Here is a 26,391-nt window from a genome sequence, read left to right as displayed (position 1 = left end):
GGCTTAAGCCACTTTGGTAAGAGCGCTTTCAAACAGACCGCGGCCATCCGCGCCGCCATGAAAGGCTTCAATGAGGTTTTCAGGGTGAGGCATCATGCCAAGCACGTTGCCTTGTTCGTTTAATATGCCAGCAATGTCGTTGATCGAGCCATTAGGGTTGGTACCCTCAGCATAGCGGAAAGCAACACGGTTGTTGTTCTCTAACTCATCAATGACAGACTGTTCTGCAAAGTAGTTGCCATCATGGTGGGCAACAGGGCAACGCAAGATATCGCCTTTTGCGTAGTGATGAGTAAAGGCGGTGTCTGCATTTGCGACTTCGAGTTTCACTTCGCGGCACACAAATTTTAGCGAGGCATTGCGCATTAACGCACCAGGCAACAAGCCTGCTTCGCACAAAATTTGGAAGCCATTACAAACGCCAATAACTTTCACGCCTGCTTCTGCCTTTTTACGGATTGTATCCATAATAGGAGAGCGGGCAGCGATCGCGCCTGCGCGTAGATAATCACCGTAAGAAAAACCACCGGGCACGACGATAAGGTCGACATCGCCGATCTCAGTATCTGTGTGCCAGATTTTTGCAGGTTCCTCGCCAGAGATTTTACCGAGGGCGGCGATCATATCGCGGTCGCGATTGAGGCCTGGGAAAAGGATGACGGCTGATTTCATCAGTTCTCTCCTAGACCCATTCGATGGCGTAATCTTCAATCACCGTGTTGGCGAGAAGCTTTTCGCACATTTGCGCGACTTGGTTTTCAGCAGCCGATTTATCGCTTGCTTCAATGTCCAAATCGAAGACCTTGCCTTGGCGCACGCCATTGACACCAGAAAACTCTAGTGAGGAGAGGGCGCCTTCAATAGCTTTACCCTGCGGGTCCAGTACGCCATTTTTAAGCGTTACAGTCACACGCGCTTTCATGTTTCAAATCTTTCTTTTGTTATGTAACCAGACTTATGTATTCAGGCTTATGTAACCAAGCGAGGGCCTGTGCCCTTAACAGGTTCATTTTCCATCAAAATTCCAAGACGTTTTGCAACTTCACGGTAGGCTTCTAACATGCCGCCCAAATCTTCGCGAAAACGATCTTTGTCCATTTTGTCTTTGGTTTCAGTGTCCCACAAACGGCAGCTATCTGGCGAAATTTCATCCGCGACGATAATCCGCATATTGTCGTTTTCCCAATGGCGACCACATTCCATTTTGAAATCGACAAGCTGGATGCCGACGCCGAGGAAAAGACCTGACAAGAAATCATTGACGCGAATGGCGAGTGCCATCATGTCGTCTATCTCTTGCGGGCTTGCCCAACCGAAGGCCGTGATGTGCTCTTCAGATACCATCGGGTCATTCAGCTCATCGTTCTTATAATAGAACTCGATGATTGAGCGAGGCAAAACGGTGCCTTCTTCAATGCCAAGGCGTTTTGATAAAGAGCCAGCTGCGATGTTGCGAACGACAACCTCAAGCGGCACGATTTCGACTTCTTTGATCAATTGCTCGCGCATATTGAGGCGACGAATAAAGTGGGTCGGGATGCCGATGTTATTGAGATGGCCGAACACGAATTCTGAAATTCGATTATTCAGCACACCTTTGCCATCAACAATTTCATGTTTTTTGGCATTAAAAGCGGTGGCATCGTCTTTGAAGAATTGAACTAGAGTTCCAGGCTCTGGACCCTCATAGAGAATCTTGGCCTTGCCCTCGTAAATACGGCGGCGGTTTTTCATGAATTTTACCTGTCGTTTGAGCATCGTCATGCTGAACGCAAGGTGAGAATAAGTGCTCACCCAACTAAGCTGATAGTTAGTGCAAGTGGTGCGGTGATACAATCGTGAAAAGGGTAGAATTGGCCAACAATTGCGTTTGCCCGCAACTTTTTTATGTTTTGCTGGGTGAATGCCTTCAAACTACCATAAGTTATTCCTATATCAGGGGTAGAACTTACGTAAAAAGGGGTTGATATGACCGGAATTGATGATCGTGGTGACGCGTTTGAGAATAAATTTGCCCACGACGAGGCATTGCAATTCAAGGCAATGGCGCGCCGCAACAAATTGTTGGGTGTGTGGGCTGCTGAAAAACTCGGATTGAGTGCGGACGAGACTGCTGATTATGCAAAGTCTGTTGTGCGCTCCGATTTTGAAGAACCGGGTGAGGAAGATGTCTATCGCAAGATTAAAGGAGACTTTGATGAAGCGAATGTTGATGTTTCAGAAGCTGACATTCGTGCGGCGATGAGCGACTTAATGGTTCAAGCGCAAGAGCAAATACAAAACGAGGGGTGATTTTATCACCTTTAGATAAGTAAAATGCCCAGGAAATTCCTGGGCATTTTTGTTTTCGCTAAAAAGTTTTCTCAAGTTTTTTGCCAGTCTTTTCTTCAAATATACCCGGTCGCTCGGGGATTTCTTCCCCCTGCGTAAATAAGTCAGGGTCATTATCAAAATCCACTGCAGTTGATGCACATCCGGCCAAAAGAACGGAAATTAGTATCATTGTCGTGAGATTGAGTAGCTTAGAGATCAACATTTGGACTTTTCTCTCGGTGCTCAGTGCTGGTGAGTAAATTGTGCCACAATCAGTACATAAAAGAAAAGGCCCTTTTGGGGCCTTTTCCGTTGTCTTTAAAATTTAAGCTGAGAGCTTAGAATTTGATACGGCTACCTGCGATCACTACGTTGATTGCTTGAGTGTCAACCGCGGCTGCACCTGAAATATCAGCATCATAACGGATGTATGAAACGTATAGTTCAGCAGACAGGGCATCAATTTTCTGGACCAAGTTCACGTCAATCCAGTCGCCATCAATGTCTGTTACGCCAGCTGGAGCAGCTGCAGCAGTTGAGTTATCAGCACTGTAGTAACTTGCCGCAATTGCGGTTTTACCAAGGTCAGTGAGGTTACCTTGCCAGCCACCACGAACGAACCAAGCAAACTCTTCAGCGTCTACAACGTCTGAATCGCCATCGTCTGCGCTTAGAAGGCCACCAACTGCACCTGTTAAGCTAAGACCAGTTGCTTTGTGAAGGACAGAAAGTGAGCCTGAAGCAAAAGTTTCAGCATCGCGTGAGTTTGCAGCATTTTCGTTGTTGTTGCTTTCGAAATAAGCAGCTTTCGCTTTAACAGCAAAACCATTCAAATCTTTGGCAGCATAGCTTAGCGCCACATCAAACGTTGCTTCTGATTCAATACTTGCAGAAAGTTGGAAACCACCAAATTTAGGTGAGTCGTAGCGAAGGCGATTGTCACGTGACAAGCCATCAAAGCCACCAAAGATTGAACCAACGGAGAAGCCTGTTGCGCCACCGAGTTGGTCAACGAAATCTAGGCCGCCGTCATCAACTGTTGAGTCACGAACAACTGAAGTACCTGAGAGGTCTTGCTCAAAAGAGCCATCAGAGGCTGTTGCGCCTTGACCGAGAGAGAGTGAACCGAACACTTTGTCGATGAACACAACTTCAACTTTACGGAAATCAAAGTTTGGAGAATTGGAGTTATTACCCGCTGCTTCACCAAAGTCTTGATCAGTTAAGTCAATTGCTGAACTTACGTTTGTTTCAACATCAAGTTCGATGTTTGTTTTCGCTGAAAAACGATCATTCAATTTCGCTTCACCGAGAATACGGAAGCGTGAAGAAGAAGCATCGTTGTCAACAAACTGAACGCCAGAATTTTCGCCATCACTAGCAAAGCGAGCTGCTGTGTTGATTTGACCGTTCACTGTAACGCGAACTTTGTCTGTGCCGCTGCGTACAGCTTTTTTATTGCCAGGGCCGATGATTTTCTCAAGGCGCTCGATGCGCGCTAGAAGATCGTCGTCTGACAAGTTGTCGAGATCAGCTGCGCTTGCCACGTTTGCTGTGCTCAACAGCGCGAAAGATACGGCAGTACCTAGAAGCGCTTTTGTCGAAAAAATAGTCATTTGCATGTCTCCGGACATCTTAAATTTTTGAACTCTGAACAGGATCTATATAGCCATCATCTTAAGTCAGATTTGTGACACCAACACCGCTCTCCACCAAAACGCCACAAAAAAGCCAATATGTAAATGGTTGCTTGACCCTCACCAAATGGGGTCAAAGATTGAAGCCTGCGGGCAAAACGAGCAATAACTTGCGCATTTTTGTCTAGTTTTCTCTATTATTGCCTAAAAAATAGGCATATACTGAAAAAACCATTTATTTCATGAGGTGAATCTAATGATGTGATGGGAACAATGCTCTTTGGCGATTGTATTCAACGACTGCTAATTTCAGTAAAATGTAAGGTTAGTGAAAGTATGTTGTAAATAAATCACAGCATTGAGAGGCGCATTGTCTCTAAATTTGCTTTAGATAACTGGTTTTTCGCTATTTGAGCAATTTAGGGCAATAGTGAACTGAAGAAGTGATTCGTTTGATGTGAAACACGCTTTTTTTGAGGGGATTTAATGGAATATCTTGCAGATAAATTGAGGGCAGATCGGACAATCTATACATCATGGCATGGGATTGCTCATAGCGATGTCGTTGATGCGGTCGCGGCTGGTGGTCTTGAATGCGTGGTGTTGGATGTGCAGCACGGCGGCATCGACTTTGCGAGCTTATTGTCGATCATTCCCGTTGCAACTTATGGCAATTGTGCTGTTGGTGTTCGGATCGCAGCAGGGGATTATGCGTTTGCTGCAAGAGCTGTTGATGCGGGTGCTCAGTTGGTCATCGCACCGCTGGTCAATACTGCAGATGATGTGCGTGAGCTGGTGCAAGCGGTTAAATACCCGCCTCTCGGTGGCCGCTCTTGGGGGCCGGGGCGTGCTATGCGTTACACGGGGATACAAGATCCGCGCGAACAATTGGCACGTGCCAATGATCATGTGCTTGCTTTTGCGATGATTGAGACGCTTGAAGGGATTGAAAATGTTGATGAAATCATCGCAGTCAACGGACTAGATGGAATACTCGTCGGCCCTTCCGACCTATCAATTGCTCTTTCTAATGGTGAAAAATTTGATGCCTTTGGAGAGCAGTCGATGCCCGTAATTAAAATGATAGGTGAGAAGGTGAGGGCGGCAGGCAAACTTGCAGCAATCTTTTCCATTGATCCAAAAGACACAGTGACAAGTGAGAAACTCGGGTTTCGGTTGATCTCAATTGGCATGGATAAAGGATTTATTGCGAGCGGCTTAGCTGCTGCGTTGGAAGCGATCGAAAAAGCTAAAGCGTCGACATAAAATTCGCAAAACTAAGCAAGCCTTCAGGCCACGGACCTTGGCCGCTTTCTGAATTGATGTGACCGCTTTCACCGGCGTTTTCAAATTTTGAACCCCATGCATAAGACAGGTCTTCTGCAACATCGAAAGCGCAATAAGGGTCGTCGGTGCTGGCCACTAGAACAGATGGGTAGGACAACGGAGACGTAGGGGTAGGGGCAAATTCAGCCGTCTCTGGATAGTCGTCAACCAGCGTGTTCATGTCAGGGGGCGCAACAAAATATCCACCCGCGACTTTTTGGTGTGGAAACTGAGGGCTGGCGTGAATAGCCAGCATGACACCAAGCGAATGACCAACCAGAACGACAGGCTTCTCGGCTTGCTCAACAGCGTTGATTATTTGCTGGTTCCACGCTTCTAAATCCGGTTTGTTCCAGTCGGCTTGTTGGACACGTTTTGCTGATTTTAATTTGGCTTCCCAACGTGCATACCAATAATCTTCAGTGCCACCGCCAAGGCCAGGTAAGATAAGTATTTCTGCTTCTGATATCTTCATTTCATTTCCATGACCTAATATAAATGTAACTTATATTACGCTGAATTGTAGTTGTTGGTAATATTTCGTTTGCAACTTTGTGGCAAAACGTCCTTGCATTTGCGCCTCTAGTTTTGTTGAGCATGCGGCCCTAGGGGATAGCAAATGCGAGTTTAAAACTATCGTACCAATGTACGTTGTTTTTTGGAAAGCCGCGATGAAGAACTTTAAGACTTATGCACCAATTGGCACCGGATTTTTGTCGGCGCTCTTGCTTGGCTTCGGCTTATGGAGTGTCGCTCCAGTCGAAGGCAATCATGAAGATATTGCAAGTTTTGGTATTGACCAAACAACCGTCGCTGCGATTCCCGCTAGCACTGCGCCAGATACCACTGCGCGAGATAGCGTGGCCCTTGTTGCTACAGCCCCCAAAGCACCATTCGATGATCCCTTAATGAATGAAGCTGTTCGAATTTCTCATCTTCATCTCGATAAATTCGATGCTAAGTTTAACCAATGGCCTGAAGCAACATTCTGGGTTGAAGCTGTTTTAAGTGACGGTAATCGCAAAGAGCTGCTTTGGTTGAAGGTCTCTGAGCGTGTGATTGACGGATATATCGCAACGGTTGATGAGGCATTTGGCATGTCGAACATTGTGCCAAAAGGTGACCCAATTCATTTGTCGCAAGCTGAAGTCGTCGACTGGCGCATTGATAATGCAGGCACGCTTTACGGCGCCTACACAACACGTGTGCGGTTGAGCCAAGTGGCCAGCCCCGCTGCACTTAAAGTGCTTTCCCAGTTTAAAGACCTATAGGCGGCTCTAGCCAAACACCCGCTTGAAGATCGTATCTACATGCTTTGTGTGATAGCCAAGATCAAACTTTTCGCGGATTTGCTCTTCTGACAGGGCAGCAGTGACTTCTTCATCACCTAGCAATTCTTCCAAGAAATCAGCACCTTGCTCCCAAACCTTCATCGCGTTGCGCTGGACGAGGCGGTAGCTGTCTTCACGGCTTTGACCTGCTTGCGTTAGAGCAAGCAACACGCGCTGTGAATGCACGAGACCACGGAACTTGTTCATATTGGCCATCATGTTGTCTGGGTAGACGACCAACTTGTCGATAACACCAGTGAGGCGGCCAAGGGCGAAGTCTAGGGTGACAGTTGCATCTGGCCCGATCATACGCTCAACAGAAGAATGCGAAATGTCGCGTTCATGCCAAAGCGCCACGTTCTCCATGGCTGGCAAAGCCATACCGCGCACCAAGCGAGCAAGACCGGTTAGGTTCTCAGTCAAAACAGGGTTGCGCTTGTGCGGCATTGCAGACGAACCTTTTTGGCCCTTTGAGAAAAACTCTTCGACTTCTAGCACTTCTGTACGCTGCAAATGGCGCACTTCGGTTGCGAGCCGCTCAATGGATGAGGCGACAACGCCGAGTACTGAGAAGAACATGGCATGGCGGTCACGGGGGATGACCTGTGTTGATACAGGCTCAACTTCCAGACCCAAAGCCTTTGCAACATGCTCTTCGATTGCCGGATCAATATTGGCGAACGTGCCCACGGCGCCTGAAATCGCGCAAGTGGCAATTTCTTTGCGAGCCATTTTCAAGCGTTCCAAGTTACGGTCAAATTCTGCGTAAGCTTGGGCTAGTTTCAAGCCGAAAGTCACAGGTTCTGCGTGAATGCCGTGTGAGCGACCGATAGTTACCGTGTCTTTGTGCTCGTAGGCGCGGCGCTTCAAGGCTTCGAGCAGCTTTTCGACATCTGTGATCAAGAGATCCGCAGCACGAACCAATTGCACATTAAAGCAAGTATCCAAAACATCCGATGATGTCATGCCTTGGTGGACGAAACGGGCATCATCACCAACGATTTCAGCCAAGTGGGTCAAGAACGCAATCACATCGTGCTTAGTTTCGCGTTCGATCTCATCAATGCGATCAATATCAAAAGTTGCTGAGCCACCTTTGTCCCAAATGGTCTTGGCAGCACTTTCAGGGATAACGCCAGCTTTCGCGAGGGCATCACAGGCATGAGCTTCAATTTCAAACCAGATACGGAATTTGGTTTCTGGTGACCAGATCGACACCATTTCATCACGGGCATAACGAGGGATCATTGTTTTGACCTTTGGTAAGACATTCCAAGCGGGAGTGTTGGGCTATGGGGGAGTGTTGGGGAGGCTTTAGCAAAGCCTGTTGCACGTCTCAATGGCGAAAAGGGCAGTTTTTCGCCTTTTCCGTTTAATATTCATCATTTGAGCGGCTTTGATGAGAAATGAAGCAGTAAAAGGCACTCATAAGAAAAAGGCTCACGACACCTAGCGGTAGAAATAGCCGTGCCGTTGACGCTGCGAATGCATAGCCGCTGGCCAATGTATAATAGGTTAGATCCCAAGCAGCTCTGGAAAGGGGAGTGACGGCGATGTCATCAAGGAAAAACGGTAAGTTATAAAGGGCAACCGCAAGACAGCTTGCCCCGCCTGTACCAATAGTGAGCAGCATAAAGATTGCTGCAAAGCGGACGGTTAAAGGACGACGCTTGAAGAGGAACCGTTCAATCAAAATCGCAATGATCGCGCTTAAAAAGGCGGCGATTGTGACAAGAGTAATTAAAGTGACTGAACGTTGGTCGACGAAAGTGTTCCAAAACAATGTGTCGAACAGGAAAGAAAAGAAAATCAGCAAAGCCCAAATGAGGGCAGAGATAAATAGCTCAAGTCCGGGACGTCGTTTTCGTTGAGGCCGGAACTGATACGACATGTTTACACCGCAATTGCTTGTTCAGCTGCTTGGCGAATATTCTTGATGTTCTCAGCATAGGCCGCAGGGCTGTCGCCTTTGAACACGGCAGAACCAGCGACAAGAACATTAGCTCCTGCTTTGGCGCAAAGGGGAGCGGTTTCAACGGTCACGCCGCCGTCGATTTGAAGATCAATGGCGCGCTCTCCGATCATCGCGCGAAGCTCTGCGATTTTCGCAAGCTGGCTATGGATGAACTTTTGCCCACCAAAACCCGGGTTCACTGTCATCACCACAATAATATCAATGTCATCCATCATCGGGCCAATCACTGATGCGGGCGTGCCAGGGTTCAGCACAATGCCTGCTTTCTTGCCAAGTGACTTGATGGCTTGAATGGTGCGATGAATATGCGGACCAGCTTCTGCATGAACTGTGATTTGATCAGCACCTGCTTTTGCAAAGTCTTCGAGATAAACGTCGACTGGCGAGATCATCAAATGAACATCCATGAAGGCATCTGTCACCGGACGAATTGCGCCAAGCACAACCGGACCAAATGAAATATTCGGCACAAAATGCCCGTCCATCACATCCACATGAACCCAATCCGCACCACCATCAACAATGGCTTTAACCTCATCACCAAGCTTGGCAAAGTCGGCGGCGAGAATAGAAGGGGCAATCAGGATGGGTGAAGGCATGATATGGCATCCAATAAGAGTTTTGGATGCTATAACTTGAATGGAATAGGGTTGCTAGCCGAAATTGATGGATGTCGCGGCTTTCCACGAGTTAGGGAGATCGGAACCGCTTCTCGTTCATTTATATGTTCGTCACTTTCGCGAAATATCCGCCCAAATCAGTTTGTTTAATTCAGGACCAATGCTGTAATACCAGTGTGTGTGGCCTGGAATGACGAAGAGGCTAATGTCGTGGCCTGCATTGGCGAATTTGTTGGCGGTGGCTTCTGCTGCGTCGACTTTGAAAATATGATCATCATCGCCGAGGTAGAATGAAATTGGGATTTGTTTAGGAAGACCAAGTTCAATCTCGCCTAGAGAACCAGTGCCTTCAAAGCCTGCGTGGGTTGCAATGGCACGGAAGGGTAGGGATTGTTTTGCAGCTAATTTAGTAGCCAATCGTCCACCAGCAGAATGGCCGAACAAATAGACTTCTTCTTTGTCGATACGCGCCTCTTCATCTGCATGATCGATGAGACCTTGGAAAAAATCTCGTTGAGTGGTGATGGTCGACCATCCTTTGCTGTGATAGCTGTCAGGAGCGACGAGGTATAGATCATAAAGGTCGGCTGTTTCTTTCCACATATCAAGCAGCGAGACACCAGTGCGCCCGCTCCCATGTAGCAAGACGACGGTTTGATGCGGGGTATGGGCTGTCGCACTTTTTCCGAGATAAGTATGGTAGGTGCGCCTTGTGAAACCTTGTCTGAATTTGTGTTTTTTGAATTTGCCAACTGGTTCAGTGTAACCACTATAATTTCCTGATGGTTGAGGTGACGGGGAAAGTTCTTCAACCAGAACGCGACCACTCGATTCAACGATTTCAACACTTGGTTCGATAATGTCCTCAGTTGCGGCCTCAACTGATTTCTTAGCAGTGGATTCGTCAGTTTTAACCGCAGGCACGATCTTTTGTGTCGAAGGGGCAACAACCTCGCTTGTTCCCTGCGTTTGGAACGTTGGTAAGCTAAAGGGCTCTCCAGATTGTAAAACAAGCAAAACGTAGTAGGTGATTGCGAAAACCAACACGAAAAATGCTGCACTGAAGCTTGCAAATCTTAGCACTGTACTCTCACTTATAGACCAGAATTTTTTTAGAGATTACATAATAACGATTAAAATATACTGACAAAAAATAGGTTTATTATTCTAATTTTGTGTCGTTTCGTTTTTTGTTGACGATGTTAGTCATGAAAATAGACGAGGTGATAAGGCTGTGTGAAGACACGATCATGGGCTTAATGAGGGGCTTGGATGCAATGCCTTGATTAGACTAAGCTTGCTTGATGTAATTGATAGTTCCTGACTCTAGCCTTTAGTTTTTTAGGAGCAACCCGTTGCCGCCTGCAATACCTTCTGGCGCAGGAATTGTTGACGAGGCGAAATCTGAATTAATAACGATATCTGGACCGCTGCCGATGGTAATGCGCCTAGCGACGATGGCTGTCCAATTAGATTGTTGGCCAACACGACTTCTCCCATCAATGAAAAGAGTTCCGTTGGGCAGGTAGGTAACCCCTTCAAACTTTTCTGCGTCTTGGCTGCGAATTGTGAAACTGCGGTAGAGAGGGCTTGTTCTGTCTTCAAAAAATAGCACGCCAGAAAGGGGGCCAGATTCGCGCGCGCTTAGCGCAATTCGTGTATTTCTATCGAAATCGAATGTCGCGCTGTCGCCAGTAAAGTAGAAACTTACATCCTCTCCGATGATGGCTCCATTTCCTTGTACAACCAAGGGGCCATCTTTGATGATGTATTCGCCCGGAGCTAAATTAGCTGTTAAATTTGGCCCTATGTAAAGGCCACCGCAATATACCCCCGGGTTCAATGTCGAATTGCTTTTTTGAGCGCTAAAATTATTGAAATCACATGAGCCGACTACTGGCGGTGTTTTTTGTAGCAACGGATCTTCTATTACTGGTCCATCAGTTACTGGTATTGGTTGAAAGCTATTTAAAGGGCCATCAAATCCACCTGCTGTTATAACAGTTTCACCTTCTAAAGAAGCGGCTTGAATAACGGAGATGCTGTTTTCACCGGTCGAGTTTGAATGAATGATGCAATCGTTGGCTGTTATATGGCCATCTCTACCGCCAAGATCGATCGCGCGATCATTAGTTGTTTCCAATGCTAAAACGCACAAATTCGCTTTGCTCGTAAGCGTTGCGGTTGCCGAGACAGCTACCGATTTAACGTCCTTCGTAATATGTTGAAGAACGAGCGGTTCCCATTGGTAAGTTAGGTTGATTGTAACATCGGTTCTTTCATCGGAGATTATAGCATCTAGTGCAAGATCTTCTCCATTTGCTGTATTCTTGTTAGTGCTGGATATATTGGCGATCACAACATTCTTGGCATATGAGCGGATTGATTCATCACTGGATCCAGCCAGACCAAGTTGGCGTGCGCTTGCTAGCGCTGCTGCATCGACAGCATTTTGAAGCTTCGCTCGGGTTCCAGTAAGGGATGTATAATCAACAGCCATGCCAGCAGCAAACACTAGCGGCAAAGCTGCTACTGCTGCTGTTGTTGCTATCGAAGCTCTTTTGTCTGCGAAGATGTTCTTAATTGTACTGCTGCCATTACTAGTTCCAGCTAGTTGAATACCAACAAAATATTAAATTTTTTGGAATGAAGACGTTTTGTAAAAATGACCATTTTCCAAATGGGAAAATGTAGAGAATTTAAAAAAATCATTTTAAAACAATTAGTTGAGTTTTTATCGCTTGTTTTTATATTCAAATTTTCAGGAGCAGTAGTGCAATTAATTAACAGTATTGTTGTTTTTTTTGGGTTTGATTTGAAGTAACCGCGTGTAGCTTGTTAATTGAATACATGTTGATTTCATGCTCTGCAATTTCAGAGCAATATGCCATAAAATCACTCATCGGTTTGTATCAGGAACTCAATTCGCGCTTTAATTCAGCGGAACAACCGTATTATTTTCCCAGCGGTGGATGGTGTAATCGACAAGGTCTGCGTCGCCTTTTTCGTCGAATTTTATCACGCCTAAGGGTGTTTGGAATTTACCAGTGTTCATAGCGTCGATCAAAGCATCAAATTCTGTGCTTTTGGCGCGGCGCATCGTGCTTTCGATGATTTTTACTGAGCTGTAGCCACGAAGGGTGTAGCCGACAGGGTTGATTTCATTTTGTTGGAAGCGAACCACAGTGTTCTTGGCAGTGGGTAGAAAGCGTGGGTCTGGAGGGAAACTTACAAAGATGCCGTCGAGGTTTGCGCGTTTGTCGTTTTCTTCCAATATCAGTTTTGGGAACTCAGCATTAACAAGGCCGTCACCGCCGACGAAGTTGATCTTGTCGCTTAAGCTATCCAGTTCGCGGATGATTTTAGCGGCATCTGCGTGTGTGCCTCCGATGAATACAAAACGCGCACCCGCATCAACGATTTTCGATGACAGAGTTCTATAGCGTTCTTGTCCTGCCTCAAAGCCTTCGTTTAAGGCTGGTTTAATGCCCGCCTCATCCAGACCAGTGACAACCGCATCAGCAAGCGCTTTGCCATAGACGGAACCATCGTTCAAAATAACGATCTTTTCCTTAGCGCCAGCGACCGACAAAAAGCTAATTAGAACATCAGCTTGTTGAGTGTTTCTTGCAGCAAAGCGATAAGTGCCGCCTTTTTCAAGCGGGCGGTTTTCTGTGAAGGCAGGGTTTTGGCTTGCAGGCGAAATCTGAATGACTTTGTTTTCAGCATAAACGCTGGCGGCCTCAATGGAGGGGCGGTCACACATATGGCCGATGACGAAGGCGACATCTTTGCCGATCAATTGGTTCGCAACGGCTTTTGCGTTTTCCGGTTTGCATTTGTCGTCGATTGCTTCGATCACAATCTTTTCGCCAGCAATGCCGCCAGCTTCGTTGATCTCTTTGGCCGCTTGTTGAGCACCAATTTCGATTTGTTTGCCAAGGGGCGCATAGATGCCCGTTAGAGGAGCGGCGATACCAATAACGATATCGGCACGCGCAGCACTAAAGCCGCCCGCAACAACACTGCTAATCGTCATCAAACTTGCCAGTAAAAGCGCGCGCATCATGCTTTCTTGGGTCCAATCTCTTCAAGACGCTTCTTTAGCATTTGAAGGTCTTGCCATGCCAGTCGTTTTTGCGCGGTTTGGCGCAGAAGGTAGGCTGGGTGCAACGTTGCGATGGCATCAATTTTTCGTTCCCCAAGGGTATAAGGATGCTTTTTGCCGCGTAATTTCAAAATGCCGTTTGTCGTTTGGAGTAATTGTTTTGTGGCATCACCACCTAAAGGCACCAAAATGTCAGGGTTCACCAAAGCAATTTGACGTTCAATGAAGGGGCGACATAGCTCGATCTCTTGAGAGGTTGGTGCGCGGTTTCCGGGTGGACGCCACGGCACGAAGTTAGAAATATAGACGTCGGTGCGATCGAGCCCAATGGCGGCGAGCATCTTGTTTAAAAGTTCACCAGTGGCCCCAGCAAAGGGAACACCTTCAATATCTTCGTCGCGGCCCGGCGCGTCACCAACCAGCATAATCTGAGCATTTGGGTTGCCATCTGCAAAGACCAAGCTTTTGGCGGTGCGTTTTAAATTACACCCATCAAATTGTTCAAGCGCTGCGTGAAGGTCTTCTAGCGTGTTGGCTGCATTGGCAAGTTTGCGGGCTGCTTCCACATTTGCTGCATCGGGCACGGTTTGAGTGGCAACGCGGGCAGGCGCTTCGTGTGCATTTGAGGCGGGGGCACGTGGCAGTGATGATTGCTGATTTATCTGTGCATTGTTTTGTGCGGAATGATGATTCTGCGTCATTGCCGCCATTTTGGCTGCTCGCGCGTCGCGCATTTCTGCAAAACGGTCATGCGGCTGGTCATCAATCGCGCAATCCACACCATTGGCTGCGTAAAACTCTAAAAGAGCTTCCATTTCAGCGGCATGAAAGGCGTTTGTATTCACAATTAAGACCAATTCGGTTGGATATATAAAGCCAGTTTAGACTAACACTTTTTAAAAGGGCTGTAGGTCAATTAGTGTTGAAACAAAATAAAGGCTAGCGCAATGCCTGCTTTATCCGTTATTTACGAACAAACGACCTAAATTGGGAGACGAGGATGTCTGACGAGATGCCTGAACGCGAAAGCATGGATTTTGATGTTGTGATTGTTGGGGCGGGGCCTGCGGGTCTTGCTGCTGCGATCCGGCTGAAACAATTGGATGCTGATTTATCTGTTGTTGTGCTTGAAAAAGGATCTGAGGTTGGCGCCCACATTCTTTCTGGTGCTGTGGTTGACCCGATTGCGGTGGACCGTTTGCTCCCAGAATGGCGCGATGAGGCTGACACACCCTTTAAGACAGAAGTGAAAGCAGACCACTTCCTTGTGCTTGGCCCTGCGGGTTCTTTGCGCTTGCCGAACTTCCTAATGCCAAAGCTGATGAACAATCATGGCAACTACATCGTCTCTCTCGGCAATGTGTGCCGTTGGTTGGCTGAAAAAGCTGAAGCGATGGGTGTTGAAGTTTTCCCAGGCTTTGCAGCAGCAGAAGTTCTTTATGATGACAATAACAATGTGATTGGTGTTGCAACTGGTGACATGGGCATTGGTCGTGACGGCAAGCCTAAGGGCGGCTTTGAACGCGGTATGGCGTTGCTTGGCAAATATACCTTCATTGGCGAAGGTGTTCGTGGTTCGCTTGCAAAACAATTGATTGCGAAATATGGCCTTGATGAAGGCAAAGAGCCACCAAAGTTTGGTATCGGCATTAAAGAGCTTTGGGAGGTTGATCCTTCAAAGCACAAAGAAGGTCTGGTTCAGCACTCCTTCGGTTGGCCATTGGGCAACAACGCAGGCGGCGGTTCATTCCTTTATCACCTTGAGAACAATCAAGTGGCGGTCGGTTTTGTGACGCACTTGAATTATGAAAACCCGTGGCTGTCTCCGTTCGAAGAATTCCAGCGCTTCAAAACTCACGTTGCCATTCGCGATGTGTTTGAAGGTGGCAAGCGTATTTCTTATGGTGCGCGGGCGATTACTGAGGGCGGCTATCAGTCGGTTCCAAAACTAACCTTCCCAGGTGGCGCGCTGCTTGGTTGTTCGGCTGGCCTCGTCAATGTGCCGCGCATTAAAGGTTCTCACAACGCAATGTTGTCTGGCATGATGGCGGCTGAAGAAGCGGTGAAGGCAATCAAGGCTGGTCGTGCGCAAGATGAGCTATCTGATTATGAAGAAAGCTGGCGTGCAAGTGACATCGGCAAAGACCTTCATAAGGTACGCAACATTAAACCGATGTGGTCGAAGTACGGCCTTGTCGGTGGTGTGGCACTTGGCGGTTTGGACATGTGGACCAATGAGCTGTTTAACTTCTCATTCTTCGGTACGCTCAGCCATGGCAAGCCTGATTATGCGACATTGAAACCAGCGGCTGAATGCAAGAAACTTGAATACCCGAAGCCTGATGGGAAAATCTCGTTTGACCGTCTATCCTCTGTCTTTATGTCTTCAACAAACCATGAAGAAGACCAGCCTATCCATTTGAAATTAAAAGATAAAGACGTTCAGTTTAACTCAGAACTTAAAGTCTTTGAGGGGCCATCAAATCGGTATTGTCCGGCAGGTGTTTATGAATGGGTGACGCCTGATGAAGGTGGAAATCCGAACTTTGTGATCAACAGCCAAAACTGTGTTCACTGCAAAACTTGCGACATCAAAGACCCGAACCAGAACATTAACTGGACAGTCCCAGAAGGTGCTGGTGGGCCGAACTATCCAAACATGTAGGGTGGTCTGCTCTTAACAAAATGATTCAAGTTGGGCTGGCAGAAATGCTGGCCCAATTTGCTTTGGTGCTTGGAGAATTATTTTTGAGTGTAATGCTTGACGCTGGTCATAAAGGTTTCACCAAAGCCGGAAGCAAGCCAATTGCTAGCGTATGCAACCTTGTTAGGAAGGTTTGGCAGAATAAACCAAAGAACCACGAAGAAAATCAAATTGTAGATTATTGATAGGCGCAGGTTTTTCACGCTGTATAATTCATAAAATCCCGCGTCATCAAACTCTGTTCCATAGTACCAATCTGTAAAGCTGTAATCACTCGATACGATGATATCCATTTTGTGGCTATCTGAGAGGCGATCTGGGTATACATTGAAAACAGCTCGGCCAACATGGCAAAGCACGCCAGCACAAACAGCGATAAGCAGTCCAAAAAGGAAATGCCAAAAGGATACAGGGGTTTGCAGGATTTCTTCCATAGGTTGAATCTACCATAAGAACCTTTCAGTTAACTTGAGCAATAAGCTTTCTGCTTCCTTAAAGAAAAAGATCAAACTGTAACTTCACTCTTGCTCTCCTTTGCAATCCCCTTACATTGCTTTGTTCGAGGAGACCTACATTCATGACGAACTTGCCAAACTCAATTGATGAAACACTGACGTTGCTAAGTGGTGCTGACTATGTGACCGACCGCAGTTTGTCGACCGTGCTTTATTTGAGCTTGAAGTTGCAGCGGCCCTTGTTTCTTGAAGGCGAGGCGGGTGTTGGCAAAACTGAGATTGCCAAGGTGCTGGCGGAGACACTTGATCGGCCGCTTATTCGCTTGCAGTGTTATGAGGGGCTGGATGTTTCTTCTGCTGTTTATGAATGGAACTATGCGCGGCAAATGACGGAAATTCGTTTGTCGGAAGCAAGCGGCGGTGCTGATAAAACTGAACTTTCCAAAAGCATTTATTCTGAAGACTTCTTGATTGAACGGCCCATCTTGCAAGCCATGCGCGGAGAGGCGGGACGTGCGCCTGTTCTATTGATTGATGAGTTGGACCGTGCCGACGAAGCGTTTGAGGCTTATTTGTTGGAAGTGCTTTCAGACAATCAAGTGACCATCCCTGAGATTGGCACCGTCAAAGCCAATGAGCCGCCGATTGTGATTATTACCACCAACCGCACCCGCGAAATTCATGATGCGTTGAAGCGGCGTTGTTTGTATCATTGGGTGGATTATCCAAGTGCTGAGGTGGAGCTTGAAATCATCAAGCGCAAAGCACCGCAGGCCGGAGAGCGCTTGTCTGCTGAAATTGTGGCTTTTGTTCAAAAGCTACGTGAAGGCGATCTGTTTAAAAATCCAGGCGTTGCAGAAACCCTTGATTGGGCAACGGCGCTGACAGAACTCAACGAGATGGCGCTGGACCCTGAAACTGTCTCTGACACGCTGGGCGTGCTGCTCAAGTATCAAGATGATATTCAGCAAATCCAAGGAAGCGAAGCGGCCCGTTTGGTGGAAGAAGCGCGTTCACTTGCTCGTGCGGGCTAGTATCTTATGAGCGGTTTGATCCCTGATAATATTGCCCACTTTGCCCGCGCCTTACGCCGTGCGGGTTTGCCTGTTGGTCCGGCCTCTGTGGTGGATGCGGTGCAGGCTGTTGAGGTTGGCGGCTTTGGTAAGAAAGACGATCTTTATTGGACGCTTCATTCAGTCTTTGTAAAACGACGCGATCACTCGCCGGTTTTTCATGAGGCGTTTCATTTGTTCTTTCGCAAACGCGATTTAATTGAGAAAATGCTGGAAATCTTATCGCCCGTTGTAAAGGGAGATGAGCGCGAAAAGGAAAAGCCGAAGGCGGGGGCGTCGCGCGTTTCAGATGCTTTCTTCCAGCAAAACGAAAAACTACAAGACGACATGGTGCCAGAAGTCGAGGTGGATGCGCGCTTTACAATGTCGTCTAAAGATGTGCTGCGCGAGAAAGACTTTGCGCAAATGACGGCACAAGAAATTGCAGATGCTAAACGGGCCATTCAGCAAATGGTTTTGCCAGTAGATAAGCTCCGCACACGCAGGTTTCATTCTTCAAGCAAACCCATCCGACTTGATCCACGCCAAACAGTGCGATCATCTTTGCGTTCGGGTGGTGATTTGTTATTGCCCAAGTTTAAGAAGCCGAAAGAGATCGCGCCGCCTGTTGTAGCGCTTTGCGATATTTCTGGTTCAATGAGCCAATATTCGCGCATCTTCCTGCATTTCCTTCATGCCTTAAGCGAACACAATAAGCGGGTGCATACGTTCTTGTTTGGCACACGGCTTACTAATGTTACCCGTCAACTTCGAGCAAAAGACCCTGATGAGGCGTTGGCTGCTTGTTCTGATACGGTGCTTGATTGGTCTGGCGGGACACGCATTGCGACCACGGTGAAGCAATTCAATCGCGATTGGTCGCGCCGTGTGTTGGGGCAGGGGGCGATTGTCTTGCTGATCACTGATGGGTTGGAACGGGATGGGTCTGATGATTTGGCTCATGAAATGGACCGCCTGCATCGTTCCTGTGGTCGGCTGATTTGGCTCAATCCGCTTTTACGATTTGATGGCTTTCAAGCCCGCGCTCAAGGCATTCGGGTGATGCTTGAACACGTCGATGAATTTCGTGCCATTCATTCCATTGATAGTATGGATGCCCTTTGTTCGCTCTTGTCAGAACCGAAGCGATCAGGGCATGATCCACGTCATTGGTTAGCAGCTTAAGAGGGGCTCGCGGCCTAAGAGGAGCATTTTATGCAAAACCCCGATCATCTTGATGTTTTGACAATTGCGGAGCGATGGCGAAACGAGGGGCGCAATTTGGCGCTTGCAACAGTTGTCAAAACATGGGGCTCTGCACCGCGTCCTGTGGGTGCGCATTTGGTTATTGATAGTGATGGCAATTTTGAAGGTTCTGTCTCTGGCGGGTGTGTTGAAGGAGCCGTTATCTCAGATGCTATTGATGTGATTGAAGACGGCAAACCGCGTACTCTTAGTTTTGGTGTGGCAGATGAAACAGCTTGGGAGGTTGGGCTTTCTTGTGGTGGTGAAATTGCGGTTTATGTGGAGCGGGTCAGTTAAATGGAACTAAGCCTGCTAAAGCGCCTCAACGAATGCCGCGCTAACCGTGTTCCTGTGCTGGTTGCAACAAACACCACGACGCAAGAACAACGCCTGATCGAGCGGGAACAAGCCTCAAGCGATAGCGAGATAGCGCGGTTTTTATCCGGTAAATCGGGCATGGAAGGCGACGTTTTTTATGCCGCCTATTTGCCGCCTCCGCGCTTGGTAATCATCGGTGCTGTGCATATTTCACAACACATGATTGGCCCTGCAAAAGCCTGTGGTTTTGATGTAACCGTGATTGACCCGCGCACAGCCTTTGCAAGCGAGGAACGTTTTGCAGGCGTCACGCTTCATGCGGAATGGCCTGATGAGATTTTAGCAGGCGAGCCCCTTGATCGATATACGGCCTTGGCAGCGCTTACGCATGACCCGAAAATTGACGACATCCCTTTGCAAAAAGCTTTGGAAGCGGAATGCTTTTATGTTGGTGCGTTGGGTAGCCGCAAAACCCATGCAAAGCGCGTGGATCGTTTGAAAGCGAATGGATTGAGTGACCAACAAATTGAGCGGATTGATGCGCCAATTGGTCTTGATATAGGCGCTGCTAATCCCGCAGAAATTTCCGTTGCAGTACTCGGCACCATCATTGCGTCTTTGAGGGGGCGGGTGTGAACTTTGGTGAAATCGACCTAAAGCGCGCCGCAGGCTGCTATCTCGCCCACACGTTAAAGGTGGCGTCAGGCACCTTTAAAAAGGGGCATCTGCTGAGTGAAGACGATGTGGACGTGCTGCTTTCATGCGGGGTTGGTCGCGTACTCGTGGCGGAGCTTGCTGACGGCGATATTCATGAAGCAGAAGCAGCCTTACGTATTGCAGATGCAGTTCGCGGTGGGGCTGTTCGAAGAGACGAGCCTTTCACAGGACGGGTCAATTTATATGCTCGAGAAGACGGGATATTCGTTGCGAATGAGCGGTTGGTAACAAGTCTCAACAAGATGCATCCAGCTGTCACAATCGCGACCTTGCCAAATTATACGCCAGTGGAAGAAGGCCGGATGATTGGGACCGTCAAGATCATCCCGTTTGCGGCTCCTGAATCTGCCGTGTCCGCTGCTGAAGCTTTAGGCGCGATGGTGCGTGTCCATGCTTATCAACGTCAAAATGTGGTTTTGGTCGCGAGTACGCTCGACAGTTTGAAGCCTTCGACAATGGATAAGACGCGGAAGATTTTGAACGAACGCCTTAGTAATGCTGGCGCCGCGATTAGCGAAGAAATACGCGTTGCTCATGATACTAAATCCATAAGCGATGGACTGATTGAAGCTTCCAAGCAGAACCCAGATTTGATTATTCTGTTTGGTGCGTCGGCAACGGTTGACCGTGATGATGTTGGTCCTGCGGGGTTGAGCGAAGCTGGAGGGCAGCTCCACCATTTTGGTATGCCAGTAGACCCGGGTAATTTGCTGTTCTTGGGGGAACTTGATGGCTCTCCCGTAATTGGTGCGCCTGGTTGCGCGCGTTCTCCGGTTGAGAATGGGTTTGATTGGGTCTTAAATCGATTGATCGCCAATGTGCCTGTTACCCGCGATGATATTATGGGCATGGGCGTTGGAGGCTTATTGATGGAAATCACCTCAAGACCGCAACCGCGCGAAGGCGGTCTGGGTGCGAAAGATCAAATTGCGGCAGTCGTCCTTGCTGCTGGCCGTTCAAGCCGTATGGGTGAGGCGAACAAATTGCTGGCGACGATCAACGGTAAAACGCTGGTTAGCCAAGTGGTCGAAACTTTAGAGAGCACGAAGGTTGATCAAGTGGTCGTTGTAACAGGCCATGAGCAAGAGCGCATTCGCCAAGAGCTTGAAGGGCTGGACGTTACATTTGTTCATAATGAAAATTATGCCGATGGCCTTTCAACATCACTTAGGGCGGGCGTTAGTGCGCTTGGAGATGAGATTGATGCGGCAATGGTAGCGCTCGCTGATATGCCGTTTGTTGGCAGCGATGGTGTTGATGAAATGATCGCGACCTACCGTGAGCGGGACGATGTTCATGCGGTGGTCGCAACATCAAAAGGCAAACGCGGTAATCCTGTTTTATGGTCGCGGCGGTTTTTTGATGAACTATGCGATGTGCAAGGGGATACAGGTGCGCGCCACCTGATCGGCAAGCATGCCTCTGTTATTGCTGAAGTTGAAATGGGCGAGGCGGCAAGCCTTGACCTTGATACGCCCGAAGCGCTGGATGCCGCGGGCGGTAAGCTCTAGATAAACCGCAAGGCCTTTAAGCTGGTGTGCCCGCTTTTTCCGATGATGACATGATCATGTACGGCGATGCCCATTGGCGTCGCGGCTTCGATGATTTTCTGTGTCATCAAGATGTCTGCTTGCGATGGTGTTGGATCGCCTGACGGGTGATTGTGCAATAAAATGACGGCGGTTGCTGAGAGTTCCAACGCTCGTTTAACCACTTCACGGGGATAAACCGGTGTGTGGTCTATGGTGCCGACCTGTTGCACTTCGTCAGCGATCAAACGGTTTTTCTTGTCGAGGAATAAGAGGCGGAATTGCTCTTTCTTCTCATACGCCATGGCACTGTGGCAATATTCTATAAGCTCTGTCCAAGAGGATAAGATGGGTTGTTCCATGATTTGATCTTTGGCGAGACGCTGACCCGCTGCTTGGATAATTTTCAAATCGACTGCAACCGATTGCCCAATGCCCTCAACTTCTTTCAACCGCTCAATCGGCGCTGACAGAACTTCAGCTACGGTGCCGAAACGGGTAAGTAGAGCTTTGGCGATGGGTTTGGTGTCACGTCTTGGAATGGCGCGAAACAAAATCAGTTCTAAGAGTTCATAATCGGCAAGCGCTGTCGCGCCACTTTCTTTGAAGCGGTCTCTTAAACGGTCGCGATGGCCAGAGTAATGCGGCTTAGGTTTTATCGTTTTTTCAGAAAGGACGGGGTTGGCTTCTTCAAAGCCAGATAGTTGCGGTTCGTCCTTTTTATCCCCCCCCATCATGATCTCAGCTCACATAAGGCGGCTTGTCATAGCCTTTGGGGGATTTGGTGAAGATACGAACGCCATCTTCTGTAACGCCGATGGAATGTTCAAATTGAGCTGTTAGCGATCGGTCTCGCGTCACGGCGGTCCAGCCATCTGGCAGCACTTTTACATGAGGGCGGCCAAGGTTGATCATCGGTTCAATAGTGAAAATCATGCCAGGGCGAAGCTCTACGCCTTCGCCTGCACGTCCATAATGAAGCACGTTTGGCACGTCATGAAACAATTTGCCGACACCGTGCCCGCAAAAATCTCGTACAACACTGCAACGTTCGTTTTCTGCAAACTGTTGAATCGCAGCACCAATATCGCCCGTCGTTGCACCCGGTTTAACCGCTTCAATGCCAAGCATCAGGCTTTCATAGGTAACATCAATCAAACGCTCTGCCGCCCGCTTAATGGCACCAACACCATACATACGACTTGAATCGCCGTGCCAACCATCCAGCACATAGGTGATGTCGACATTGATGATGTCACCTTCGCGCAGTGGTTTGTTATTGGGAATGCCGTGGCAGACCACATGATTGATCGACGTGCAGCACGATTTGGTAAAGCCGCGATAATTCAATGTTGCAGGTGGTGCGTTGTGATCAAGACCGAACTGATGCACGAAATCATCAATCTCTTCGGTCGTCACCCCCGGTTTTACCATTTCAGCAACATGGTCGAGTGCGCGCGCGGTCAATTGACCAGCTGCGTTCATCGCTTCAAAATCTGCATCATTGTAAAGCCGCACTTGTCCAGTGTTACGCAAAGGAGCCGTTGCAGCGTCGATGTAGGTGACCATTAGGTAGATGCCTCTTAGGGAAACAAGATTGGTTGTTTCTTACCACAACCAGTAATTCGTGAAACTAACAAAAAACGGATGTTTTTCAAGCCAACTTTGGCTTAATTGGCAGCGATTTTGTTACTGTGACGTCTTCAGTTGTTAAATGGCACTCATAAGCGATGGCTTCAACACCGCGCTTGGTCGCTTCTTCGAATGCTTGAGCATAGTTGGGGTCGAGGTCTGCGGCAAATGACATGCTTTCCCCATCTTCTCGTTGAACGAGATAAACCATCACGGCGCGGTGGCCTTGATCGACCATGTTTGCCAACTCACCCAAGTGTTTTGCGCCGCGTGCCGTGACGCTATCAGGAAACTCAATCAAGCCTTTTTGGCGAGACAAGTGGACGTTCTTCACTTCCACATAGCAATCCGCTTTATTTTCATCGGTGAGTAGAATATCAATCCGGCTGTTCTCGCCGTATTTCACTTCGCGCTTGAGATTTTCATAACCAACAAGCTCCGTGATGGTGCCGTCTAAGATGGCTTCTTCGACAAGCTTATTGGGGTGGCCCGTATTGATGCCAACCAATGTGCCGTCTGCTTCAATCAGCTGAAAATCATATTTCAGCTTCCGGTTCGGGTTGTTTGCTTCAGATACCCAGACAACGGAATCAGGGTCTTTAAGACCCAGCATTGCACCGGGGTTGGCACAGTGAGCGGTGATTTCTTCGCCTGTGTCTAAAACGATGTCAGCCAAAAAGCGTTTATAGCGTTTGATCAATCGGCCTTTGATGAGGGGGGCTGGAAACTTCATGTTGCATTCATAGTGGTTTTCGTATGCTTTGACAGCTGGTTACTGGAAAAATACTAGTTTTTGACATTTTTTAAAAAACCCACCAAGGATTTCAAGGTGGCGTGCGTCTTATAAAGTGACATGCATATGCAAAGCAGTGACGAAATTGAGGTTGAGCAGGCAATCGCGGGTGACCGCGCGGCTTTCGCACGCCTGATTGCGCGTCATTATGATTTAATTTTCCGCGTGGCGTTTCGCTTGCTTGGGACAAAAGCAGATGCAGAAGATTTGGCGCAGGATGTTTGTATTGAACTGCCTGCAAAGCTTAAAAGTTTCAAAGGGCAATCGAAGTTTTCGACATGGCTTTATCAAGTGGTCATGAACAAGGCCCGCGATAGCTTACGAAAACGGGCAACCCACGCAAAAGCTGCCAGCGGCTGGGGAGAGCGTGAAGTGCTGTTGAAAGCAGAGCACGTGGAAACCAGCGAGGCGATAGATTGGCTTTATACTGCCATGAGTGGGCTGAACGAAGACTTGCGCGAAACGGTGGCCTTGGTGCTTGGTGAAGAAATGAACCACACGGAAGCAGGCGAAGTGCTGGGTGTTTCTGAAGGCACGATAAGTTGGCGAATGAGTGAAGTGCGTAAAGCGCTTAAAGAGCAAGCGAAAGCAGAGGACATGTTGCAATGACAGATGAACTCGACAAGCTAAAACTATCTTTGAAGAGTGCGACGCCACAACCAAGTGATGCGGCCAAAAAAGCAGCCCTTATGCTTGCTCAAGAAAGTTTTGAAAAAAATTTCCAAGGATCAGCAGATGAGGCGCGTCCTATGAATAATCGGCCAGATGAAAAGGCCGGATTGTTTAAAGGATTTTCAAAAATGGTTTCTCAACTCACATCAAAACAAGCCTATCTGGGAACCGCCTCTTTTGCCGCTATTATATTGGCCGTGGGTGTTTCTCAAAACTTCGATCAAATTTATCCGCAAAACCCATTGAAGGGTAACGTTGCAAGCAATAATCCAACGCCAGTATCAAAATCTAATGAGGCGCGTTTTGAAGCGGATGATGCCAAGCCATTAAATGATGCTGCGGTTTCAACTGATGCGGTTGTGAGTGCGCCTGTGCAAACTGCTGCACCAGTGCCTATTGCTGAACCGCTTGCTGTGGACGAAATCGTGAGTGCTGATAAATTCTCAGCGCCTCAAACTCAAGGGCTTGAAGTTGCTTCTGGTAAGGCCCGCTCTAAGGCGGCTGTTCGCTCGACAGCCAAGCTCTCCCATGTCCGACCACAGCCAATAGAGCCGATTGCTATTCCTGAAGCAAACACGGAAGCGTTTCCTGAAGCAGAGGCCAACCCGTTAAAATTGACTGCTGACAATCCGGTTTCAACCTTTTCCGTCGATGTGGATACGGCGTCTTATTCTTTCGTGCGTTCGGCCATCAATTTTGGCAAGTTGCCTGTTAAAGATGCGGTGCGCACGGAGGAGCTGATCAATTATTTCAGCTATGATTATAAGAAGCCAACAAGCGGTTCTATTCCGTTTTCCACCAATGTGTCGGTGATGCAAACACCTTGGAATACGGGCACCAAACTGATGCAGGTCGGCATCAAAGGTTATACGCCGTCGTTGAGTGAACAACCGCCGCATAATCTTGTGTTCTTGATCGACACGTCTGGTTCCATGAACCAAGCAAACAAACTGCCTTTGTTAAAACAATCGTTCCGCTTGTTGCTTTCAACACTTCGTCCAGAAGATAAGGTCGCGATTGTCACTTATGCAGGTAGTGCTGGCATGGCGCTGGAGCCGACCAGTGCATCTGATGCTGATAAGATTATGGCAAGCCTTGATAACCTTCGTGCGGGTGGTTCAACCGCAGGGCAGGCGGGTCTTCAACAGGCTTATGCCATTGCTGAGAAGATGTCTGGTGATGAAGGTAAGGCGCGGGTGCTGCTTGCAACAGATGGCGATTTTAACGTCGGTCTGTCTGACCCAAAAGCTCTGACGGATTTCATCAAACAGAAGCGTGAGAGCGGCACTTATCTCTCTGTCCTAGGCTTTGGCCGTGGCAATTATCAAGATGCAACCATGCAAGCGCTCGCTCAAAACGGAAATGGTTTTGCCGCCTATATCGATACTTTGTCCGAAGCGCGCAAAGTGCTGGTTGATCAAGTGGCAGGCTCTCTCACCACCATTGCAAATGATGTGAAAATTCAGGTGGAGTTTAATCCTGCAACCGTCGCTGAATACCGTTTGATTGGATATGAAACACGCCAGTTGAAGCGCGAAGACTTCAATAATGACAAGGTGGACGCTGGTGACATTGGCGCAGGTCATACGGTCACTGCGATTTACGAAGTGACACCTGTTGGTTCTGATGCGCGTAAGATTGATCCGCTTCGCTATAATGAGGCCGCCAAGTCGGAACCTGTGACTGTTGGTAAGAATGACGAGCTGGCTTTTGTCAAACTCCGTTACAAATTGCCGGGTGAAGACAAGAGCAAGTTGATCACCACACCAGTGCAAGCAGACCGCGCGGATATTGCTGAGACTGAAGCTAATTTTGCAGCAGCCGTGGCAGGTGTTGGCCAGATACTAAAAGGCAGTGATTTCACTGGCACATGGTCTTTGAAAGATGCTGAAGCACTGGCTAGCAGTGCACGTAGTAATGACCCGTCCGGCTACCGTGCAGAATGCCTCTCACTGCTTCGTTTG

The 26,391-nt window shown here is 48.1% G+C and carries 27 protein-coding genes; 11 read left to right on the top strand and 16 right to left on the bottom strand.

The window, feature by feature from the left end; translation table 11 throughout:
• Positions 1-3: 3 nt before the first annotated feature.
• Genes purQ through purC form a run of 3 tightly spaced genes read right to left on the bottom strand, consistent with a single transcriptional unit; the run spans position 4 to position 1,734 of the window.
• Positions 4-672, bottom strand: coding sequence for a phosphoribosylformylglycinamidine synthase subunit PurQ (purQ, locus tag ABJO30_14540; protein MEP3234040.1), 669 nt, complete (start codon positions 670-672; stop codon positions 4-6).
• 10 nt (positions 673-682) lie between these two features.
• Positions 683-922 carry a phosphoribosylformylglycinamidine synthase subunit PurS gene (purS, locus tag ABJO30_14535; GenBank protein MEP3234039.1) on the bottom strand — a complete coding sequence of 80 codons (240 nt, stop codon included), beginning with the start codon at positions 920-922 and terminating at the stop codon, positions 683-685.
• Positions 923-969: 47 nt separating this feature from the next.
• Positions 970-1,734, bottom strand: a complete 765-nt coding sequence (purC, locus tag ABJO30_14530) for a phosphoribosylaminoimidazolesuccinocarboxamide synthase (GenBank protein MEP3234038.1) — start codon at positions 1,732-1,734, stop codon at positions 970-972.
• Between the two features lie 234 nt (positions 1,735-1,968).
• Between purC and ABJO30_14525 the strand changes: the two genes are divergently transcribed.
• Positions 1,969-2,292 (top strand): DUF1476 domain-containing protein, encoded by a 324-nt coding sequence (locus ABJO30_14525; protein ID MEP3234037.1) that lies wholly within the window; start codon positions 1,969-1,971, stop codon positions 2,290-2,292.
• A gap of 359 nt (positions 2,293-2,651) precedes the next feature.
• Here the strand turns inward: ABJO30_14525 and ABJO30_14520 are convergent, their stop codons facing one another.
• Complete coding sequence (locus ABJO30_14520) at positions 2,652-3,929, bottom strand: porin (protein ID MEP3234036.1); 1,278 nt, start codon at positions 3,927-3,929, stop codon at positions 2,652-2,654.
• 507 nt (positions 3,930-4,436) lie between these two features.
• On the opposite strand from ABJO30_14520, the gene ABJO30_14515 reads away from it, so the two are divergent.
• Entirely contained in the window at positions 4,437-5,216 is a 780-nt protein-coding gene (locus ABJO30_14515; protein MEP3234035.1) for an aldolase/citrate lyase family protein, read from the top strand.
• Here ABJO30_14515 and ABJO30_14510 read toward each other — a convergent pair.
• Positions 5,200-5,751 carry an alpha/beta fold hydrolase gene (locus ABJO30_14510; GenBank protein MEP3234034.1) on the bottom strand — a complete coding sequence of 184 codons (552 nt, stop codon included), beginning with the start codon at positions 5,749-5,751 and terminating at the stop codon, positions 5,200-5,202. The two genes, ABJO30_14515 and ABJO30_14510, sit on opposite strands and share 17 nt — an antisense overlap.
• A gap of 196 nt (positions 5,752-5,947) precedes the next feature.
• On the opposite strand from ABJO30_14510, the gene ABJO30_14505 reads away from it, so the two are divergent.
• Positions 5,948-6,547, top strand: coding sequence for a DUF2314 domain-containing protein (locus tag ABJO30_14505; protein ID MEP3234033.1), 600 nt, complete (start codon positions 5,948-5,950; stop codon positions 6,545-6,547).
• A 6-nt stretch (positions 6,548-6,553) separates the two neighbouring features.
• Here ABJO30_14505 and purB read toward each other — a convergent pair whose 3' ends face one another.
• The 7 genes from purB to ABJO30_14470 all read right to left on the bottom strand — a co-directional run bounded on the left by purB (position 6,554) and on the right by ABJO30_14470 (position 14,155).
• Positions 6,554-7,855, bottom strand: a complete 1,302-nt coding sequence (gene purB / locus ABJO30_14500; GenBank protein MEP3234032.1) for an adenylosuccinate lyase — start codon at positions 7,853-7,855, stop codon at positions 6,554-6,556.
• A gap of 124 nt (positions 7,856-7,979) precedes the next feature.
• Positions 7,980-8,498, bottom strand: coding sequence for a hypothetical protein (locus ABJO30_14495; protein MEP3234031.1), 519 nt, complete (start codon positions 8,496-8,498; stop codon positions 7,980-7,982).
• A 2-nt stretch (positions 8,499-8,500) separates the two neighbouring features.
• Complete coding sequence (rpe, locus tag ABJO30_14490; GenBank protein MEP3234030.1) at positions 8,501-9,181, bottom strand: ribulose-phosphate 3-epimerase; 681 nt, start codon at positions 9,179-9,181, stop codon at positions 8,501-8,503.
• A gap of 132 nt (positions 9,182-9,313) precedes the next feature.
• Positions 9,314-10,285 (bottom strand): dienelactone hydrolase family protein, encoded by a 972-nt coding sequence (locus ABJO30_14485; GenBank protein ID MEP3234029.1) that lies wholly within the window; start codon positions 10,283-10,285, stop codon positions 9,314-9,316.
• 250 nt (positions 10,286-10,535) lie between these two features.
• Entirely contained in the window at positions 10,536-11,753 is a 1,218-nt protein-coding gene (locus tag ABJO30_14480; GenBank protein ID MEP3234028.1) for a pilus assembly protein TadG-related protein, read from the bottom strand.
• Positions 11,754-12,134: 381 nt separating this feature from the next.
• On the bottom strand, positions 12,135-13,241 hold the full coding sequence (locus ABJO30_14475; protein ID MEP3234027.1) for a branched-chain amino acid ABC transporter substrate-binding protein: 1,107 nt from the start codon (positions 13,239-13,241) through the stop codon (positions 12,135-12,137).
• A 26-nt stretch (positions 13,242-13,267) separates the two neighbouring features.
• The gene (locus ABJO30_14470) at positions 13,268-14,155 is read right to left on the bottom strand and encodes a uracil-DNA glycosylase (GenBank protein ID MEP3234026.1); all 888 of its coding nucleotides are present in this window, start codon (positions 14,153-14,155) and stop codon (positions 13,268-13,270) included.
• Positions 14,156-14,310: 155 nt separating this feature from the next.
• Here ABJO30_14470 and ABJO30_14465 point away from each other — a divergent pair, with 155 nt between their 5' ends.
• Entirely contained in the window at positions 14,311-15,975 is a 1,665-nt protein-coding gene (locus ABJO30_14465) for an electron transfer flavoprotein-ubiquinone oxidoreductase (GenBank protein ID MEP3234025.1), read from the top strand.
• A gap of 77 nt (positions 15,976-16,052) precedes the next feature.
• Here ABJO30_14465 and ABJO30_14460 read toward each other — a convergent pair whose 3' ends face one another.
• Complete coding sequence (locus ABJO30_14460) at positions 16,053-16,448, bottom strand: hypothetical protein (protein MEP3234024.1); 396 nt, start codon at positions 16,446-16,448, stop codon at positions 16,053-16,055.
• A 143-nt stretch (positions 16,449-16,591) separates the two neighbouring features.
• On the opposite strand from ABJO30_14460, the gene ABJO30_14455 reads away from it, so the two are divergent.
• From ABJO30_14455 to ABJO30_14435, 5 genes are read left to right on the top strand one after another with little or no spacing between them, the layout of a single operon-like run.
• Positions 16,592-17,503, top strand: coding sequence for a MoxR family ATPase (locus ABJO30_14455; protein MEP3234023.1), 912 nt, complete (start codon positions 16,592-16,594; stop codon positions 17,501-17,503).
• A gap of 6 nt (positions 17,504-17,509) precedes the next feature.
• Positions 17,510-18,706, top strand: coding sequence for a VWA domain-containing protein (locus ABJO30_14450; GenBank protein MEP3234022.1), 1,197 nt, complete (start codon positions 17,510-17,512; stop codon positions 18,704-18,706).
• Between the two features lie 30 nt (positions 18,707-18,736).
• On the top strand, positions 18,737-19,063 hold the full coding sequence (locus ABJO30_14445) for an XdhC family protein (protein ID MEP3234021.1): 327 nt from the start codon (positions 18,737-18,739) through the stop codon (positions 19,061-19,063).
• A complete protein-coding gene (locus tag ABJO30_14440) occupies positions 19,064-19,720 on the top strand; it encodes an XdhC family protein (GenBank protein MEP3234020.1) in 657 nt (218 codons plus the stop codon).
• Positions 19,717-21,312: a molybdopterin-binding/glycosyltransferase family 2 protein gene (locus tag ABJO30_14435; GenBank protein ID MEP3234019.1), complete on the top strand. Its 1,596-nt coding sequence runs from the start codon at positions 19,717-19,719 to the stop codon at positions 21,310-21,312. Before ABJO30_14440 ends, ABJO30_14435 begins: the two co-directional genes overlap by 4 nt.
• Here the strand turns inward: ABJO30_14435 and radC are convergent.
• The 3 genes from radC to sfsA all read right to left on the bottom strand — a co-directional run bounded on the left by radC (position 21,309) and on the right by sfsA (position 23,695).
• Positions 21,309-22,067, bottom strand: coding sequence for a DNA repair protein RadC (gene radC / locus ABJO30_14430; GenBank protein MEP3234018.1), 759 nt, complete (start codon positions 22,065-22,067; stop codon positions 21,309-21,311). The genes ABJO30_14435 and radC overlap by 4 nt on opposite strands.
• A gap of 4 nt (positions 22,068-22,071) precedes the next feature.
• A complete protein-coding gene (gene map / locus ABJO30_14425; protein ID MEP3234017.1) occupies positions 22,072-22,899 on the bottom strand; it encodes a type I methionyl aminopeptidase in 828 nt (275 codons plus the stop codon).
• A gap of 85 nt (positions 22,900-22,984) precedes the next feature.
• Positions 22,985-23,695, bottom strand: coding sequence for a DNA/RNA nuclease SfsA (gene sfsA, locus ABJO30_14420; protein ID MEP3234016.1), 711 nt, complete (start codon positions 23,693-23,695; stop codon positions 22,985-22,987).
• Between the two features lie 126 nt (positions 23,696-23,821).
• Between sfsA and ABJO30_14415 the strand changes: the two genes are divergently transcribed.
• Together ABJO30_14415 and ABJO30_14410 are read left to right on the top strand one after the other, a co-directional pair.
• Positions 23,822-24,364, top strand: coding sequence for an RNA polymerase sigma factor (locus ABJO30_14415; protein ID MEP3234015.1), 543 nt, complete (start codon positions 23,822-23,824; stop codon positions 24,362-24,364).
• On the top strand, positions 24,361-26,391 hold a 2,031-nt coding region (locus ABJO30_14410), incomplete at its 3' end, for a VWA domain-containing protein (protein ID MEP3234014.1). The genes ABJO30_14415 and ABJO30_14410, both read left to right, overlap by 4 nt.

Source organism: Hyphomicrobiales bacterium, from assembly GCA_039973685.1.
Classification (GTDB): domain Bacteria; phylum Pseudomonadota; class Alphaproteobacteria; order Rhizobiales; family JACESI01; genus JACESI01.
This window is presented reverse-complemented; position numbering and strand designations above follow the sequence as displayed.

Excerpts from the sequence above, each read along its gene's own strand:
- purQ (MEP3234040.1), bottom strand. The coding sequence starts at position 672 with ATGAAATCAGCCGTCATCCTTTTCCCAGGCCTCAATCGCGACCGCGAT.
- purS (MEP3234039.1), bottom strand. The coding sequence starts at position 922 with ATGAAAGCGCGTGTGACTGTAACGCTTAAAAATGGCGTACTGGACCCG.
- purC (MEP3234038.1), bottom strand. The coding sequence starts at position 1,734 with ATGAAAAACCGCCGCCGTATTTACGAGGGCAAGGCCAAGATTCTCTAT.
- ABJO30_14525 (MEP3234037.1), top strand. The coding sequence starts at position 1,969 with ATGACCGGAATTGATGATCGTGGTGACGCGTTTGAGAATAAATTTGCC.
- ABJO30_14520 (MEP3234036.1), bottom strand. The coding sequence starts at position 3,929 with ATGACTATTTTTTCGACAAAAGCGCTTCTAGGTACTGCCGTATCTTTC.
- ABJO30_14515 (MEP3234035.1), top strand. The coding sequence starts at position 4,437 with ATGGAATATCTTGCAGATAAATTGAGGGCAGATCGGACAATCTATACA.
- ABJO30_14510 (MEP3234034.1), bottom strand. The coding sequence starts at position 5,751 with ATGAAGATATCAGAAGCAGAAATACTTATCTTACCTGGCCTTGGCGGT.
- ABJO30_14505 (MEP3234033.1), top strand. The coding sequence starts at position 5,948 with ATGAAGAACTTTAAGACTTATGCACCAATTGGCACCGGATTTTTGTCG.
- purB (MEP3234032.1), bottom strand. The coding sequence starts at position 7,855 with ATGATCCCTCGTTATGCCCGTGATGAAATGGTGTCGATCTGGTCACCA.
- ABJO30_14495 (MEP3234031.1), bottom strand. The coding sequence starts at position 8,498 with ATGTCGTATCAGTTCCGGCCTCAACGAAAACGACGTCCCGGACTTGAG.
- rpe (MEP3234030.1), bottom strand. The coding sequence starts at position 9,181 with ATGCCTTCACCCATCCTGATTGCCCCTTCTATTCTCGCCGCCGACTTT.
- ABJO30_14475 (MEP3234027.1), bottom strand. The coding sequence starts at position 13,241 with ATGACGATTAGCAGTGTTGTTGCGGGCGGCTTTAGTGCTGCGCGTGCC.
- ABJO30_14465 (MEP3234025.1), top strand. The coding sequence starts at position 14,311 with ATGTCTGACGAGATGCCTGAACGCGAAAGCATGGATTTTGATGTTGTG.
- ABJO30_14460 (MEP3234024.1), bottom strand. The coding sequence starts at position 16,448 with ATGGAAGAAATCCTGCAAACCCCTGTATCCTTTTGGCATTTCCTTTTT.
- ABJO30_14455 (MEP3234023.1), top strand. The coding sequence starts at position 16,592 with ATGACGAACTTGCCAAACTCAATTGATGAAACACTGACGTTGCTAAGT.
- ABJO30_14450 (MEP3234022.1), top strand. The coding sequence starts at position 17,510 with ATGAGCGGTTTGATCCCTGATAATATTGCCCACTTTGCCCGCGCCTTA.
- ABJO30_14445 (MEP3234021.1), top strand. The coding sequence starts at position 18,737 with ATGCAAAACCCCGATCATCTTGATGTTTTGACAATTGCGGAGCGATGG.
- ABJO30_14440 (MEP3234020.1), top strand. The coding sequence starts at position 19,064 with ATGGAACTAAGCCTGCTAAAGCGCCTCAACGAATGCCGCGCTAACCGT.
- radC (MEP3234018.1), bottom strand. The coding sequence starts at position 22,067 with ATGATGGGGGGGGATAAAAAGGACGAACCGCAACTATCTGGCTTTGAA.
- map (MEP3234017.1), bottom strand. The coding sequence starts at position 22,899 with ATGGTCACCTACATCGACGCTGCAACGGCTCCTTTGCGTAACACTGGA.
- sfsA (MEP3234016.1), bottom strand. The coding sequence starts at position 23,695 with ATGAAGTTTCCAGCCCCCCTCATCAAAGGCCGATTGATCAAACGCTAT.
- ABJO30_14415 (MEP3234015.1), top strand. The coding sequence starts at position 23,822 with ATGCAAAGCAGTGACGAAATTGAGGTTGAGCAGGCAATCGCGGGTGAC.